The organism is Streptosporangium sp. NBC_01755, from assembly GCF_035917995.1.
Classification (GTDB): Bacteria; Actinomycetota; Actinomycetes; order Streptosporangiales; family Streptosporangiaceae; genus Streptosporangium.
Genome location: NZ_CP109131.1, coordinates 892530 through 906937 on the forward strand (window position 1 = coordinate 892530; position 14408 = coordinate 906937).

General features: G+C 69.7%; 13 protein-coding genes. 5 read left to right on the forward strand and 8 right to left on the reverse strand.

Annotation, left to right across the window (positions count from 1 at the left end):
* Positions 1 to 201: 201 nt before the first annotated feature.
* Positions 202 to 498 carry a DUF4235 domain-containing protein gene (locus tag OG884_RS03795; protein WP_326642174.1) on the forward strand — a complete coding sequence of 99 codons (297 nt, stop codon included), beginning with the start codon at positions 202 to 204 and terminating at the stop codon, positions 496 to 498.
* 82 nt (positions 499 to 580) lie between these two features.
* Here OG884_RS03795 and OG884_RS03800 read toward each other — a convergent pair whose 3' ends face one another.
* The 5 genes from OG884_RS03800 to OG884_RS03820 form a co-directional block, all read right to left on the reverse strand.
* Positions 581 to 1957: an alpha,alpha-trehalose-phosphate synthase (UDP-forming) gene (locus OG884_RS03800; protein ID WP_326642177.1), complete on the reverse strand. Its 1377-nt coding sequence runs from the start codon at positions 1955 to 1957 to the stop codon at positions 581 to 583.
* Between the two features lie 55 nt (positions 1958 to 2012).
* A complete protein-coding gene (locus OG884_RS03805) occupies positions 2013 to 2819 on the reverse strand; it encodes a hypothetical protein (RefSeq protein ID WP_326642179.1) in 807 nt (268 codons plus the stop codon).
* Positions 2820 to 2901: 82 nt separating this feature from the next.
* Positions 2902 to 3201, reverse strand: a complete 300-nt coding sequence (locus tag OG884_RS03810; RefSeq protein ID WP_030914836.1) for a DUF4193 domain-containing protein — start codon at positions 3199 to 3201, stop codon at positions 2902 to 2904.
* 272 nt (positions 3202 to 3473) lie between these two features.
* Complete coding sequence (locus OG884_RS03815; protein WP_326646849.1) at positions 3474 to 4796, reverse strand: sensor histidine kinase; 1323 nt, start codon at positions 4794 to 4796, stop codon at positions 3474 to 3476.
* A gap of 92 nt (positions 4797 to 4888) precedes the next feature.
* Positions 4889 to 5542 carry a response regulator transcription factor gene (locus OG884_RS03820; protein ID WP_326642186.1) on the reverse strand — a complete coding sequence of 218 codons (654 nt, stop codon included), beginning with the start codon at positions 5540 to 5542 and terminating at the stop codon, positions 4889 to 4891.
* Positions 5543 to 5764: 222 nt separating this feature from the next.
* On the opposite strand from OG884_RS03820, the gene OG884_RS03825 reads away from it, so the two are divergent.
* Positions 5765 to 5929, forward strand: a complete 165-nt coding sequence (locus OG884_RS03825) for a hypothetical protein (protein ID WP_326642187.1) — start codon at positions 5765 to 5767, stop codon at positions 5927 to 5929.
* A 146-nt stretch (positions 5930 to 6075) separates the two neighbouring features.
* On the opposite strand, the gene OG884_RS03830 is transcribed toward OG884_RS03825, so the two are convergent.
* On the reverse strand, positions 6076 to 6870 hold the full coding sequence (locus OG884_RS03830; protein ID WP_326642189.1) for an inositol monophosphatase family protein: 795 nt from the start codon (positions 6868 to 6870) through the stop codon (positions 6076 to 6078).
* Positions 6871 to 6905: 35 nt separating this feature from the next.
* Positions 6906 to 8927 (reverse strand): S9 family peptidase, encoded by a 2022-nt coding sequence (locus OG884_RS03835; RefSeq protein ID WP_326829633.1) that lies wholly within the window; start codon positions 8925 to 8927, stop codon positions 6906 to 6908.
* Between the two features lie 93 nt (positions 8928 to 9020).
* On the opposite strand from OG884_RS03835, the gene OG884_RS03840 reads away from it, so the two are divergent.
* Entirely contained in the window at positions 9021 to 9983 is a 963-nt protein-coding gene (locus OG884_RS03840; RefSeq protein ID WP_326642194.1) for a ferrochelatase, read from the forward strand.
* A gap of 15 nt (positions 9984 to 9998) precedes the next feature.
* Here the strand turns inward: OG884_RS03840 and OG884_RS03845 are convergent, their stop codons facing one another.
* Positions 9999 to 11507, reverse strand: a complete 1509-nt coding sequence (locus OG884_RS03845; RefSeq protein WP_326642196.1) for a lytic murein transglycosylase — start codon at positions 11505 to 11507, stop codon at positions 9999 to 10001.
* A gap of 117 nt (positions 11508 to 11624) precedes the next feature.
* Between OG884_RS03845 and OG884_RS03850 the strand changes: the two genes are divergently transcribed.
* Both OG884_RS03850 and OG884_RS03855 read left to right on the forward strand, forming a co-directional pair.
* Positions 11625 to 12827 carry an MFS transporter gene (locus OG884_RS03850; RefSeq protein ID WP_326642198.1) on the forward strand — a complete coding sequence of 401 codons (1203 nt, stop codon included), beginning with the start codon at positions 11625 to 11627 and terminating at the stop codon, positions 12825 to 12827.
* Positions 12828 to 12952: 125 nt separating this feature from the next.
* Complete coding sequence (locus tag OG884_RS03855; RefSeq protein WP_326642200.1) at positions 12953 to 14266, forward strand: D-arabinono-1,4-lactone oxidase; 1314 nt, start codon at positions 12953 to 12955, stop codon at positions 14264 to 14266.
* Positions 14267 to 14408 lie beyond the last annotated feature (142 nt).

The following is a 14408-nucleotide window of genomic DNA, read 5'->3' on the forward strand; positions in this document are numbered from 1 at the left end:
CCGTACGGCAGGATCCCCCGACGGGAAGGACAGATTCGTGTGCGCGACCTGTCTCCTCGCTCTCACCACGGCCCCGGCCCGGTTTCCCCGGCATGGGTGCGAGGCACGGTCACCACTTCGTCATGCCTCGCCATGGCTTCACGCGATATGGCGCTCGGGGAGACTAGTGTTCTTCATGCGGACGGAAAACGGGAGGACCACATGGCCGACAAGAGCGAGAAGCAGGACATGGCCTGGAGAGCCATCGGTGGTCTGCTTGGCCTCGTCACCGCCTGGAGCGCCAAGAAGGTCATCGGGTTCGCCTGGGAGAAGAGCACCGGCAGGAAGCCGCCCGCCGACAGTGAGTCGCCGGACATCAGCCTCGGCGAGGCGATCGGCTACGCCGTGGTGATGGGGGTCGGCATGCAGGTGGCGCAGATCGTGGTCGCCCGCGGCGCCAGGAAGCGCTACGACGCGTGGAAGTCCCTGAAGAGCACGGCCAAGGACGCCACCACCTGACGGCGGACGCCGCGGCCCCCGTCCCCTGTCCTCGTCCCGCGGGGGGCGGGGCTGGACGGGAGACGGGGAGCCCGGCGACGGGTCAGGAGGACTCGAGCGAGGTGAGGAACTCCTTCGCCCAGCGGTCCACGTCGTAGGTGGACACTCTCCGGCGCAGCGAACGCATCCGGCGCGACAGGTCGTGCGGGGTCGCCCGCATCGCGGTCAACATGATCCGCTTGAGACCGTCGACGTCGTAGGGGTTGACCATGAACGCCTGGCGCAGCTCGTCGGCCGCCCCGGCGAACTCGCTGAGCACCAGCGCGCCGCGCAGATCATTGCGGCAGGCGACGTACTCCTTGGCGACCAGGTTCATCCCGTCACGCAACGGTGTGACCATCATCACGTCCGCCGCGAGATAGAGCGCGGCGAGCTCGTCGCGGCCGTACGACTGGTGCATGTACTGCACGGGCTGCTGTCCGAGCTCCCCCTGCTCGCCGTTGATCCGGCCGACCTGGAGTTCGATCGAGTCGCGCAACCGCATGTACTCCTCGACGCGCTCCCGGCTCGGCGTGGCGATCTGCACGAACGCCGCCTCGCCCGGTTTGATCTTTCCCTCGGCGAGCAACTCCCCGAACGCCTTCAGGCGCTGGCCGATGCCCTTGGTGTAGTCGAGCCTGTCGACGCCGAGCAGCATGCACTCGGGGTCGCCCAGATCCCGGCGGATCTCCCTGGCCCGGGAGATGATGTGCGGCTCGCGGACCAGCGAGTCGAGCTCGCCGAAGTCGACGGAGATGGGGAACGCCCCGGCGCGCACCACCCGGCCGTCCACGTAGATCTCGTGCTTGTGGTGCTGGAGGCCGAGCAGGTGGCGGCAGAGCCGGATGAAGTTGGACGCGCCACCGGGACGCTGGAACCCGACCATGTCCGCGCCGAGCAGCCCTTCGAGGATCTCGCGCCGCCACGGGAGCTGGACGAACAGCTCGATCGGCGGGAAGGGGATGTGCAGGAAGAAGCCGATGCGCAGGTCCGGGCGGAGCTTGCGCAGCATCGCCGGGACCAGCTGGAGCTGGTAGTCCTGGATCCACACGACCGCGTTCTCCGCGGCCTCCTCGGCGGCCGCCTGGGCGAAACGCTCGTTGACCATGCGGTAGGCGTCCCAGGTGACGCGCGAGTAGATGGGGGTGGCGACCACGTCGTGGTAAAGGGGCCAGAGCGTGGCGTTGGAGAAACCCTCGTAGTAGAGCTCGACCTCGTGCTCGGACAGCGGGACGGGAACGAGCTGCATGCCGTCGTGCTCGAAGGGTTCGAGCCGCTCGCCGGGGGCCCCGTGCCAGCCGATCCAGGCCCCCTCCCTGCGCTGCAGGACCGGGGCTATCGCGGTGACGAGGCCGCCGGGGCTGCGCCGCCACAGGTCCTCCCCCACCCGATCGACGGGGAGACGGTTGGCGACGATCACAAACGTGCTGCGACCCGGCACAGATTCCTCCAGGTAGTCGGGGGCTTACTGAATTAACTACCCGTTCGAGAAGTTTCTATGACTTTCCAGGCGGGAGGGCACGGTGAACTCTCAGATCATTCCGTACGATCTCGCCGAGCTTCTTCGTGGCGGCGCGGTTGAGGAACCCTCCGGCCACGGCGCCGGTGAGGAAGGGGCCGAAGGTGGTGAGGTGGCGTCCGAGAGTGCGCATCAGCCTGTTGCGCAGGGCGGTCCTGGTGGCGGTGCCGAGCGCGACGGTCATCGTTCCCGGGGACAGGGGGTCGACACCGCGCTGCCTGGACCAGGCCGCCGCGAAGGCCATGGCCCGCTGGGAGACGTTGCCGGGCACCTGCATCCCGTACACCTCGTGGAGCTCGGCGATGAGCTTGACCTCGATCGCCGCGACGACGAGGGTCTCGGCCACCAGCTGGGCGGGGGCGGAGAGCAGCAAGGGGGGAGCGGCGAACTCGGCGGCGGCGACGGCCCCGCCGATGGCCCCGACCGTCATGGTGGCCTTGGCCGCGGTGCGCACCAGGTCGTCGGCCAACGCCTCGGCGGTGAGGCCGTGGTGGTGCTCGGAGAGGGTGTGCAGGTCCCGGATGGGTATGCGGGGGGCCACGGCCATGAACACGTCGGTCAGCCAGCGGCCACGGTCCCTCCCCGACGCCCTGGCCTTCTTCGCCCGCTGGGACAGCGCCTTCGTGAGGCGGCCGAGCAGCCGTCGCCGCTCGGCCCCATCCATGTCGCCCGGCTCCGCGAGCCGACCGACGATCTCAGCCACTTCCCGATCAGGCGCGCCGTCCGACTCCCCTGCCGTGGAGTCGTCCGGCGCCTCACCGGTCTGCCTGTTCTCTGACGTCATGTCTCGGAACCTCCTCAAGGCTGTCCTGGGACCCTATCCATAGCTGGAAGAGCACACCTCGGACAGGCCATCGGAATCATCGTCAAGCCGCACATTCCCGACATATCTGCTGGCCGTTCTTCTCAACGGCGAGCTGACTGCGGTGGTGTACCAGGAAGCAGCGCGCGCAGGTGAACTCGTCGGCCTGACGAGGAATCACCCGGAGCGAAAGCTCCTCGTTCGACAGGTCCGCACCCGGCAGTTCGAGCGACTCGGCGAGATCCGTCTCGTCGATGTCGATGCTGCCCGAGGACTTGTCGGTACGGCGGGCCTGCAGTTCCTGAAGACTGTCCTCACTGAGGTCGTCGTCGGTCTTGCGTGGGCTGTCGTAATCGGTAGCCATCGGTCTGCTCCATCCCCCTCATCTAGCTGTGTGCGCTCACTCGCGCGTGTGTAACGTTCGAGAGGCACGACTTGTGCCCGATCTGCCGACGAGATTCCTGCTTCGGTACCCTGCCGGAAAGGTCACTGAACCTCCCTACACGTGAGGGACGTACCGCCAATGGCAACGGTTAGCCAAATATGGCGTAAACCACAGCATCGGCGGCATGCACCACCGTGTTCGACGGCACATCCAACCACATGTACGGCGTGAACGAGACGCCCCCCGCCGGATCAACGTGCCTGAAGTCGCACGGTGACCACCAGACCTCCTCCGTCACGGGGGATGGCGGTCACGTTGCCCCCATGGGCCCGCACCACCGCGCGGACGATGGAAAGCCCGAGCCCCGCCCCCTTGTCGGAGTCGACCCGGTCGGCGTTGAGCCGCCGGAACGGCTCGAAAAGGCTGTTCACCTCATACGCGGGGACATGTGGCCCCGTGTTGGCCACCTGAACGACCAACGCGCCCTCCACCATTCCCGTCCTGACCCACAGGCGTCCTGCGTCGGGGAGGTTGTGCTTGATGGCGTTCTCCACCAGATTCGCCACGCAGCGCTCCAGGAGCACCGGATCACCGACGGTCTCGGCATCGCGGAGCTCGGTGACCACGGTGACCCCGGCCTCCGCGGCCCGCGTGGCGAGCTGGTCGACGGCCGTCTCGGCCACGTCCTTCATGTCCACCGGCTTGCGCACGCTCAGCTCGCGCTCGCTCCGCGCCAGCAGCAGCAGTCCCTCGATCAGGCGTTCGTTGCGGGCGTTGACCTCCAGGAGGGTGCGGCCCAGCGCCTTGAGATCGCCCGACGCCTCCGGGTCGCCCAGCGCGATCTCCAGCACCGTCCGGTTGATCGTCAGCGGGGTGCGGAGCTCGTGCGAGGCGTTGGCCACGAATCTTCGCTGTGTGTCGAAGGCCACATTGAGCCTGGTGAGCATCTCGTCGAAGGTGTCGGCCAGCTCCTTCAGCTCGTCGTCGGGCCCCTTGAGGTCGATCCGCTCGTGGGCGAGCGTGGAGCCCGACAGCTTGCGGGCCGTGGCGGTCATCTGCTGGATCGGCTTGAGCGCCCGGTCGGCGACGATGTAGCCGATGATGACCGCCAGGATGCCGACCCCCAGCAGGGCCAGCAGCGAGCGGGCCAGCAGTTCCTTCTGCGCTTGGGCGATCGCGGCGTGCTGGTACCAGTACCACTGCCGCTCGACCAGGCGCACCTGGTCGGGAGGCATCAGCTCGTCCAGGTCGAGCGGGAAGCTCGGCCACGCCGTGTTCAGAGACCAGCCCACCATCAGGTAGATCACGACCATGAGCAGGGCGCCCGCGGTGAAGAACAACGTCGCGTAGGTGATGGTCAGCCGCCACCGGATGCTGACCCGGCCCACGATCGCCCGCAGCCGGTCCAGCAAGGTGTGATCGACCGGCACCGCGCCCGCCGGGGGCGGCCCGTCCCACGCGGGCGGGCCGGTCGGCGGCGGGGGCTGGGCACCCGCCTTCCCAGCCTTCTCCGGGGCTCCCGACGCGAGCTGCTCACTCTTCCGGGCGCCCCGCTCGGAGTGCGGGCTGATCATCGGATGGGTCGGCACGGACTCCCGGCCCTCGTCCGCCGGGACGTCCGCCGGGACGAACGTCGGGCGTTCCTCTCCCCCGCCTGCCGTAACGCTCACAACCTGTACCCGACCCCGGGAACCGTCTCGATCACCTGAGGCTCGCCCAGTTTCTTTCTCAGCGTCATCATGGTGACGCGCACCACGTTGGTGAACGGGTCGATGTTCTCGTCCCACGCCTTGTCCAGCAGGTCCTCCTGGCTGACCACCGCGCCCTCGGCGCGCATCAGCTCCTCCAGGACCGCGAACTCCTTCTTGGTCAGCGCGATCTCCCCGCCGTCCCGGGTCACCAGCCGCTTGCCCGGATCCAGGCGGACCCCCGACCGCTCCAGCACCGGCGGCAGCGCCGGGGCGGAGCGGCGCCCGAGCGCCCGCACCCGCGCGACGAGCTCGATGAACACGAAGGGCTTGGCCAGGTAGTCGTCAGCTCCCAGCCCCAGTCCCTCCACCTTGTCGTCGACGTCGCCCGAGGCGGTCAGCATGAGAATCCGCGACGCGGTACGGGAGGCCACCAGCCGGCGGCAGACCTCGTCTCCGTGCACCTTGGGCAGGTCACGGTCCAAAACGATGACGTCGTAGTCGATGTAGCCCGTCCGCTCCAGCGCGCCGGCGCCGTCGTAGGCCACGTCCACGGCCATCGCCTCGCGCCGGAGCCCGGTCGCGATCGCGTCGGCGAGCACCCGCTCGTCCTCGACCACAAGCACTCGCACGGCTTATGGCACCTCCCGTCACATTCCATGAGCAGCCGCTGGGACGGCTCCTCATTCTCGCCCCAACCCCTGTAAGCACACGGTAAGGCCCTCTCCGGGGTAGACACTCCGTGTGATGTCGGAAACACACAGGTTTAGCTACCGGGTCACCGTGGGTACAGCCGCTTCCAGTCTCTATCGCGGTATCTTCCGCCCCCATGAGCCCGTGAGAAAGAAGGTGAGATGGGCGAGTTCACCACCACAATCGAACACCGCCTCGACCAGGCATACAGGAATCTGCGGGAGGCCAGGTCCTCCGGCGACGACTACCTCGCCGACACCTTCAGCACCGAGATCGAGGATCTACACCGTCTAGCCACAGACAACGGCGTCCCCATCCGGCGCTGAGGCGTCCCCATACGGCGCCGATGGGAGGCCGATGGGAGAGAGCCCTCCGGCCAGGAGACGGCCGGAGGGCTTTTCGTCCGCCCGCCCCGGTCGGGACGACGGGGCGGGGGACGACGGGGCGAGAAGCCGGAGCCGAGGACACGACCTCAGGCGTCGCGTTCCGGATCCAGCGGGAGCAGCAGGTCGTGCAGTTCCTCGAACAGGCCAGGCGCCGCGCACAGGACGAGGCCGGGATTGGCAGGCCTGCCGGCCAGTCCACCGAGCCTGGCCCCCGCCTCCTGGGCGATGAGGCCGCCGGCCCCGTAGTCCCAGGGGTTCGTGCCGCGCTCGTAGTAGCCGTCCACCCGTCCCGCCGCCACCGAGCAGAGGTCCGAGGCAGCCGATCCACCCCTGCGGATGTCACGTACCCGTGGCAGCACGTGACGGAGCACCTCCGCCTGCACCTCGCGTCGCCCGCTCTCGTAGCCGAATCCGGTGGCGATCAGTGCCCGGTCCAGCGGCACACCGGTGTTGCAGCGCAGCCGCTCCCCCGCCAGCCACGCGCCCTCGCCCCTGACCGCGGTGAACACCTCTCCGCGGGGCACGACGTTGACCACCCCCGCGATCACTTCACCGTCCACCTCGACCGCGATGCTGACCGCCCACTCGGGCAGCCCGTACAGGAAGTTGACGGTCCCGTCGATCGGGTCGACGATCCAGCGGACCCTGCCGTCGCCGGTGGAGCCCCCCTCCTCGCCGAGGATCGCGTCTCCGGGCCTGACCGCCCTGATCCTGTCGCGGATCAGCACCTCCGAGGCCCGATCGAGGGCCGTCACCACGTCGGTGGGGCTGGATTTGGTAACCAGCACCTCGGGACGGGGTGGGCGCTTGGCCAGGAGCATCTCACCGGCCTCCCTGGCTATTTCCTCCGCCAACCGGCCGAAGGTCACGGCATTGTCCACGATCCGCTCATCACTCCTTGCTCGTTCCACCGTACTCACGAGAGCGACTCCGGGCGCTTCCACTCGCGGCCAAGGACATGCTGGTCCAGGAAGGCCATGACGGTTTCGTACCAGACGATCGCGTTGCCCGGCTTGAGCACCCAGTGGTTCTCATCGGGAAAGTACAGGAACTTCGACTCCACGTCGGAGCGCTGCAGGTCCCACCAGAGCCGCAGCGCCTCGCCGATGGGGACCCGATAGTCCTTGTCACCGTGGACGACCAGCATCGGGGTGGAGATGTTCCCCAGCGACAGGTGCGGGGAGAGCTTCGCGTACAGCCCGGTGCCCGGGGCTCCGAACTCGCGCTGCCAGTACATGGACCCGTCGGTGGTGCCGGCGAACTGGTCGAGGTTCCAGAGCGAGGCATGGGTGACGATCGCGCTGAACCTGTCGGTGTGCCCGGCGACCCAGTTGGCCATGTAGCCGCCGAACGAGCCGCCCATGGCGGCGGTCCTGGTGGCGTCGACCTCGGGTAGCTCCAGCGCGGCGTCGGTGATCGACATCAGGTCGGCGTGGGTACGCGGGCCCCAGTTGGCCCAGCCGCGCCGGATCATCTCCGGCCCGTAACCTGTGGACATGCAGGGGTCGGGAAGCAGCACGGCGTAACCGTGCTGAGCCATGATCCAGGGGTTCCAGCGCCAGGACCAGTCGTTCCAGCTGCCGAGCGGGCCACCGTGGATCCACAGCAGGACCGGCGCGGGGTTCTTCGACGAGGCTCCCTCGGGCAGCGCCAGCCAGGCCCTGATCTCCACGCCGTCGTCGGCGGTCGCGGTCACCTCGGTGAGCGTTCCGGGCGGCTCCAGCTCGGGGGCGGGGGAGGGCAGCCTTTCGACGGTGCCGTCCGCGGCCACCCTGACCGGGGCCGCGGGCGCGTCCACCGCGCCGCGCAGCGCGTAGACGGTTCCGTCGGGCGCGACGTCGAGCGAGGCGTACGCGCCGTCGTCACCGGTGAGCCGCTCCGGCGCGGAGCCGTCGGCCGGGACCAGGAAGATCGGGCGGCGGCCACGATGGTCGGCGGCCACGAACAGCGAGCGGGAGTCGGGTGCCCAGACGATGTCGGAAGGCCAGAGCGCCCCGCCCGCCGGACGCCCCTCACCGGTGGCCAGATCGACGATCCACAGGGTGCTCTCGGGGATCTTGTCGATGTCGGCGTGGTTGCTCCGGACGCACGCGACCAGGCGTCCGTCGGGAGAGATCTTGACAGGCCCGCCGAAGTCGTGGCCGTTCTCGGCGGCGAGGACCCGCCGGGCACCGCCGTTGGTCGCCTCGATGGTGACCAGTTCGAAACGGAGCTCGCCGTGCGGCATTGAGACACCCCAGGTGGCCACGACCGTGGAGCCGTCCGGCGTCACGTCGTAGGCGCTGTGGCCGGCCAGTGCCTTGCCCGGCTGCGGGGTGAGGTCCCTGACCTCGGTCAGCCGTTCCTCCTCGCTCAGCGTGCCCGCGAACAGCCGGGGTTCGCCGGGGCCGAGGTCGTGATCCCAGTAACGCACCGGGTAGCTCTCGTGCAGGATCGCACTGATCCCCGCATCCTTGCGCGTCTTGCGCCGCTCGGCCTCCCCCGCCTCGTCGCCCGGGAGCACGTCGGAGCAGAAGACCACGGTCTGCCCGCCGATCGCGAACCCGGCGACACCCCCCGGCCTGGAGGCGATCTGCCGGGCCTCTCCTCCCGCCGCGGGCAGCAGCCAGAGCGCCGGAACCTCCTCATCCGCCTCCTTGACCGTCGGGTCGGGCCGGCGCGAGCCGAAGAGCAGATCACCACGCTGGGTGAACTCGGCCCCGGCCTCACCCTTGACCGATCTGGTCAACCGGTGCGGCCGTCGGCCGTCCAGCGGGATTTCCCAAAGGGAGGTTCCGTAGGATCTGCCATCGGGGTTGAGCGCCTGCACCACGCTGACCAGGCGCGTTCCATCGGGGGATAGCCGCAGGGATGCCACCCGCGGCACACCGACATAATCGCGGATGTCGTTAAATGGGGTCACGGTTTCGAACCTACCCCGGCTGCCGTCTTCGGACATGCCCCCAAACACGCATCCACAAATGTTGTTGATGACGAACTACTCATGGTGACCATGCGAGAGAACGCCCCGGCATGCGGTTTGATGAAGGCCATGGGGAATTACGACGCACTCCTCGTCGTCTCGTTCGGGGGACCCGAAAAACCTGACGACGTGATGCCGTTCCTGGAGAACGTGGTGCGGGGCCGCGGGATCCCGCGCGAGCGGCTGCTGGAGGTCGAGGCGCACTACCGGCGCCTCGGCGGGGCCAGCCCGATCAACCAGCAGTGCCGCGACCTGATCGCGGCCGTGAAACCGACCGTCGACCTTCCGGTCTACTGGGGCAACCGCAACTGGCACCCCTACCTGGAGGACACACTCCGCGAGATGGCGGGCGACGGTGTGCGCAGGGCAGCGGCCTTCGTCACCTCGGCCTACAGCTCGTACTCGAGCTGCCGGCAGTACATCGACGACATCGCGCTCGCCAGAGCCGCGGTCGAGGGCGCCCCCGAGGTGGTCAAGCTCCGGCACTACTTCGACCACCCGGGCTTCATCGCGGCGATGGCCGACCACACCCGCGAGGCGCTGGACCGGCTGCCCGACGGGCTCGGCGACTCCGCCCGGCTGGTCTTCACGGCGCACAGCATCCCGATCTCGATGGCCGAGACGGCCGGAGAGAGCGGCGGGGCGTACGAGGCGCAGCTGCGCCGCGCGGCCACGCTGGTCACCGCGGAGCTGGGCGGCGACAGGGCGTGGGACCTGGTCTGGCAGAGCCGGAGCGGCGCCCCTCACATCCCGTGGCTGGAGCCCGACGTCTGCGACCACCTGCTGGAGGTCGACGCCCAGGCGGTGGTGCTGGTGCCGATCGGCTTCGTCTCCGACCACATGGAGGTCGTCTACGACCTCGACGTGGAGGCCGCGGAGACGGCGAGGAAGATCGGCCTGCCGCTGGTCAGGGCGGCCACGGCCGGCACCCACCCCCGGTTCGTCTCGATGGTCGGGGAACTGCTCGCCGAGCCCGAACCCGTCGCGTGCTCGGCCACCTGCTGCCCGGCGCCACCGCGCCGCCGCGGGTAGGGCGCGCGTGCGCCTTCAGGGGTAGGCGTCGGCATAGCCGCGGGAGATGGCCAGGACTTTGGAAACGTACGACCAGGAGTGGTTGTAGAACCAGATGGCCTTCTCCAGCTTCTTGCCGCCCTGGGCCGCCCCGTTCGCGCACAGGTAGTTGGCCGCCGAGGGGACCGCGTCGTAGGGGCTCCAGATGTCGGCGACGCCGTCGCCGTCGCCGTCCACGCCGTAGGCCTTCCAGGTGGCGGGCATGAACTGCATCGGGCCCTGCGCACCCGCCGAGGAGGGGCCGTTGTTGCGCCCGTGGGAGCTCTCCACCTGGCCGATCGCGGCCAGGACCGTCCAGGAGAGCCCCGGGCAGACCTCGGCCGACCTGCGGTAGAGCTCCAGGTAGCTGCCGGGTCTGCCGACCGTCACCCGGGCCGCCTTCGCGGTCGACCCGCCGGTGGTGGTCTTGCCCGCGGTGGTCTTGTCGGTGGTGGTCTTGCCCGCGGTGGTCTTGTCGGTGGTGGTCTTGTCGGTGGTGGTCTTGTCGGTGGTGGTCTTCGCCGTGGCGGCCGCACCGACGGCGACCACGTGGGAGCCCGGGCCGAGCAGCCTGCCCACCCGCGCCTTGAGAACGGCGGTGGCCTTCCGGGGCCCGTGCACGAGCAGCGCCACCCCCGGCAACAGGCCCAGCCGGCGGCCGGTCTCGGTGCCCACGATGCCGTCCACACCCGGCAGGCCGAAGGTGGCCGAGGCCGCTGCCCGTAGCCGGGGACCGTCGTCCACCTGGTACTCCGCGCCGAGGACCAGGCCCAGGCGGCGTGCCGCCGAGCTGTCGGCGACGAACTCGCCCCTGGCCAGGGCGCTCCACACGCCCTGCTGATCGGCGACGGCCCTGGGGGCCCACGCCCGGAAACGGTCGGGGTCGACCGCGATGAGGTTGAGCCCGACCCCGGACACCTTGACCGCCCCGCCGTCGAAGGAGTCGATCTTCTGGACGTACTTGAGCCGGGAGATGTCCTCCTTGGTCTGCTCGGTCAGCGTCGACGGTGATATGACCAGCAGCCGAGGCGGGGTGGAGGCGGGCCCTGGCCCCGCTGTCCCTACCGGGCCGGGGGCCGCTGTCCCTACCGGGCCGGGGGCCGCTGTCCCTACCGGGCCGGGGGCCGCTGTCCCTACCGGGCCGGGGGCCGCTGTCCCTACCGGGCCGGGGGCCGAGGACGGCCGCGAGGCCGGGTTCTCCGGGGCGGCCTCCCCGCCCACCGGGTTGTTCGGGCCGGGGCTCCCCCGGTCCGGGCTCGGCGGATCCGGACTCCCGGGGTTTTCCGGGTTCGCCGCGTCTGCCGTGGCCGGCGGGACCGCCGTCCGGCCGACCACCGGCGCGAGCGCCGACAGGTCCCGGATGCGGGACTCCACGACGGCGTTCCCATCCGGGGCCGCGGGACGACCGCCGGTGATCACCGCGAGCGCGACTCCGCCGAGAGCGACAAGTGCGGTCAGAGCAACCACTACTGGGACGAACACCCTCAACCCGGAAAGACGTGACACCGAGCTCACGTTAGCCTCAACGGACCGCGTCGGGAGCCGTTGCCTGGAAAATCACTTGCCGAGGAGCGATTCCGTGCGGAATCGTCAGGATGTTTCACACGCATAGAGCATCAAGAGGTGTCAGTGGTCGGGCCGTACCGAGGGCTCTTCAGCACGCCCGGCGTCAAGGGTTTCGTCATCGCGGGATTCTTCGGGCGAATGCCCATGTCGATGCTCGGCATCGGCATCGTGCTGCTCATCGAGGCGCTCACCGACTCCTATGCGACGGCGGGGGCGGTCGCGGCCACCGTCAGCGTCTCCTACGCCATCGCGGCTCCCCTGTCGGGGCGTCTGGTGGACAGGTTCGGCCAGGCCAGAATAGTCATCCCGCTCACCCTGGCGCACGGCGCCACGCTGACCGGCATGATGCTCTGCGCCGAGTTCGGCGCCCCCCGGTGGACGCTCTTCGCCACCGGTGTGGCGGTCGGCGCGACCGCGCTCTCGCTCGGCTCGCTGGTGCGCGCCCGCTGGTCGCACCTGCTGGGCGGGACGGCGAGGCTGCACACGGCGTTCTCCTTCGAGTCGGTCGCCGACGAGGTCATCTTCGTCGCGGGCCCGGCGCTGGTCACTGCCCTGGCCACCATGATCAACCCGTACACGGGCCTGATCGTGGCTCTGGTCTGCACGACCGTGGGCACCATCGCCTTCGGGTTGCAGCGTGGCACGGAGCCGCCCGTCCGCCCCAGGGAAGAGCGCTCGGGCACCCCGATCACCATCCCCGGCGTCGCCCTGATGTCATGCGCCTTCCTGGCGATGGGGGCGGTGTTCGGCTCGGTCGACCTGGTCACGGTGGCGTTCGCCGAGGAGGAGGGCGTCAAGGCCGCCGCCGGACTGCTGCTCGCCTCGTTCGCCGGCGGGAGCCTGGTCTCGGGGCTCTGGTACGGCGCGCGGCAATGGACCGTCTCGCTGCGCGGCAGGTTCATCGGCTCGCTCGCGGTGTTCGCCGTGGGCCTGACCCCGATCATGCTCATCGACGATGTCAGGGTCATGGCGGGCGCGCTCTTCCTGGCCGGGATGGCCATCTCCCCGACCGTCATCACCGGCTACAGCCTGACCGAGCGACTGGTCCCCGCCCACCTGCTCACCGAGGGCATGGCGTGGATCTCGACCTCGGTCGGATTCGGCGTGGCGATCGGCGCGTGGGCGGGCGGCAGGCTCACCGACGCGTTCGGCGCTTCCAACGCCTACGGGTTCTCCTTCGTCTGCGCCCTGCTGGCCGTGGCGATCGGCGTCGGCGGCTCCGCCTGGCTGCGAACCCCTGTCGCCCGGCAACAATCATGAGTATTGTTCATATTTACTGGCGGAGCGAGTGACGAACCGGCGGTAACCCGCGTGTCGCGAGCGGGCGTCCCGGGGACGCCGTGCCCACGAGGCGTCCGGGTGACACCCGCAGGGCAGGAGTGAGCATGGGCGAGACCTTCCGCAACTGGGCGGGGAACCAGTCCGCCACCCCCGCGGAGGTCCGTACACCGTCCTCCGCCGAGGAGGTCTCGCGGGCGGTGCGCGATGCCGTCGCCTCGGGACGCCGGGTGCGGATGATCGGCACCGGGCACTCGTTCACCGCGGTCGCCCTGACCGACGGCGTCCTGCTGCGGCCGGACGCGCTGACCGGGATCCGCGAGGTGGGAGACGGCTGGGTGACGGCCGAGGCGGGGACGACGATCGGCGTGCTCAACGGGGAACTGCACCGCAGGGGTCTGGCCCTGGCCAACATGGGCGACATCGACGCCCAGACGGTGGCCGGGGCCATCCAGACCGGCACCCACGGCACCGGCAGGGACATCGGCGGGCTGGCCGACCAGGTAGTGGCGCTGGAGATGGTGCTCGCCGACGGCGAGATCGTCACGGTCCGCGGCGACGGCGAGGGGAAGATCCGCGGGATGGCCGAGCAGGACCTGTTCGACGCGGCCAGGGTGGGCCTGGGCGCGCTCGGCGTGGTGACCGCGGTGACCTTCCGGGTGGAGCCCTCCTTCCTGCTGCGCAGCGTCCGGGGGCCGATGGCACTGTCCTCGATCCTGGACTCCCTCGACTCCCTCGTCGCCGGCAACGAGCACTTCGACTTCTTCTGGATGCCGCACACGGACACCTGCCTGACCAAGCGCAACAACCGCAGCCCCGGCCCGGCCCGGCCGCCGAGCGCGTTCAGGCACTGGCTCGACAACCACTTCGTGGAGAACACCCTGTTCGGCGCGGTGTGCGGCATCGGTGGCCGCCACCCGGGCGCCATCCCCCGGCTCAACGCGCTCTCGGCCGCGACGTTGTCGGCCTCGACCCACACCGACGCCTCGCATCGGATCTTCACGAGCGTGCGCCAGGTGCGCTTCCTGGAGATGGAGTACGCCATCGCGCGTGAGCACCTCGGTCAGGCCCTCCACGAGGTCCGCGACCTGCTGGAGGCAACGGACTGGAAGATCAGCTTCCCGATCGAGGTGCGGGTCACCCCCGCCTCGGACGCCTGGCTGTCCACCGCCTACGGCAGGGACTCGGCCTACATCGCCTGCCACGTCTACCGGCCGACACCGAACCCCGCCTACTTCGAAGGCGTTGAGGAGATCATGACGAGGATGGGTGGCCGCCCGCACTGGGGCAAGCTGCACACCCGCGACGCGGCCTACCTGACGGCGGTCTATCCCCGGTTCGCCGACTTCCTGGCGGTACGGGACGTCCTCGACCCCGGACGCGCCTTCGGCAACGAGTATCTCGACACCGTCCTGAGGTGAAGGACCCCCGCCCCCGCCGCCCGTTCCCCCGATTCGGTCGCTTCTCACAAGCTTTCGGTAAAGGGTGGCGCAAAGGCTCGCTCGAAGAGTGACGCGTCCGCGTGTCCCGTCGTTCCCCCGGCGTGTGCGACGGGCAGATTCG

What these genes read in the sequence shown, in the direction of transcription:
- OG884_RS03795 (WP_326642174.1), top strand. Translation starts at nt 202, where the DNA reads ATGGCCGACAAGAGCGAGAAGCAGGACATGGCCTGGAGAGCCATCGGT.
- OG884_RS03805 (WP_326642179.1), bottom strand. Translation starts at nt 2,819, where the DNA reads ATGACGTCAGAGAACAGGCAGACCGGTGAGGCGCCGGACGACTCCACG.
- OG884_RS03810 (WP_030914836.1), bottom strand. Translation starts at nt 3,201, where the DNA reads ATGGCTACCGATTACGACAGCCCACGCAAGACCGACGACGACCTCAGT.
- OG884_RS03815 (WP_326646849.1), bottom strand. Translation starts at nt 4,796, where the DNA reads ATGATCAGCCCGCACTCCGAGCGGGGCGCCCGGAAGAGTGAGCAGCTC.
- OG884_RS03825 (WP_326642187.1), top strand. Translation starts at nt 5,765, where the DNA reads ATGGGCGAGTTCACCACCACAATCGAACACCGCCTCGACCAGGCATAC.
- OG884_RS03835 (WP_326829633.1), bottom strand. Translation starts at nt 8,927, where the DNA reads ATGTCCGAAGACGGCAGCCGGGGTAGGTTCGAAACCGTGACCCCATTT.
- OG884_RS03840 (WP_326642194.1), top strand. Translation starts at nt 9,021, where the DNA reads ATGGGGAATTACGACGCACTCCTCGTCGTCTCGTTCGGGGGACCCGAA.
- OG884_RS03855 (WP_326642200.1), top strand. Translation starts at nt 12,953, where the DNA reads ATGGGCGAGACCTTCCGCAACTGGGCGGGGAACCAGTCCGCCACCCCC.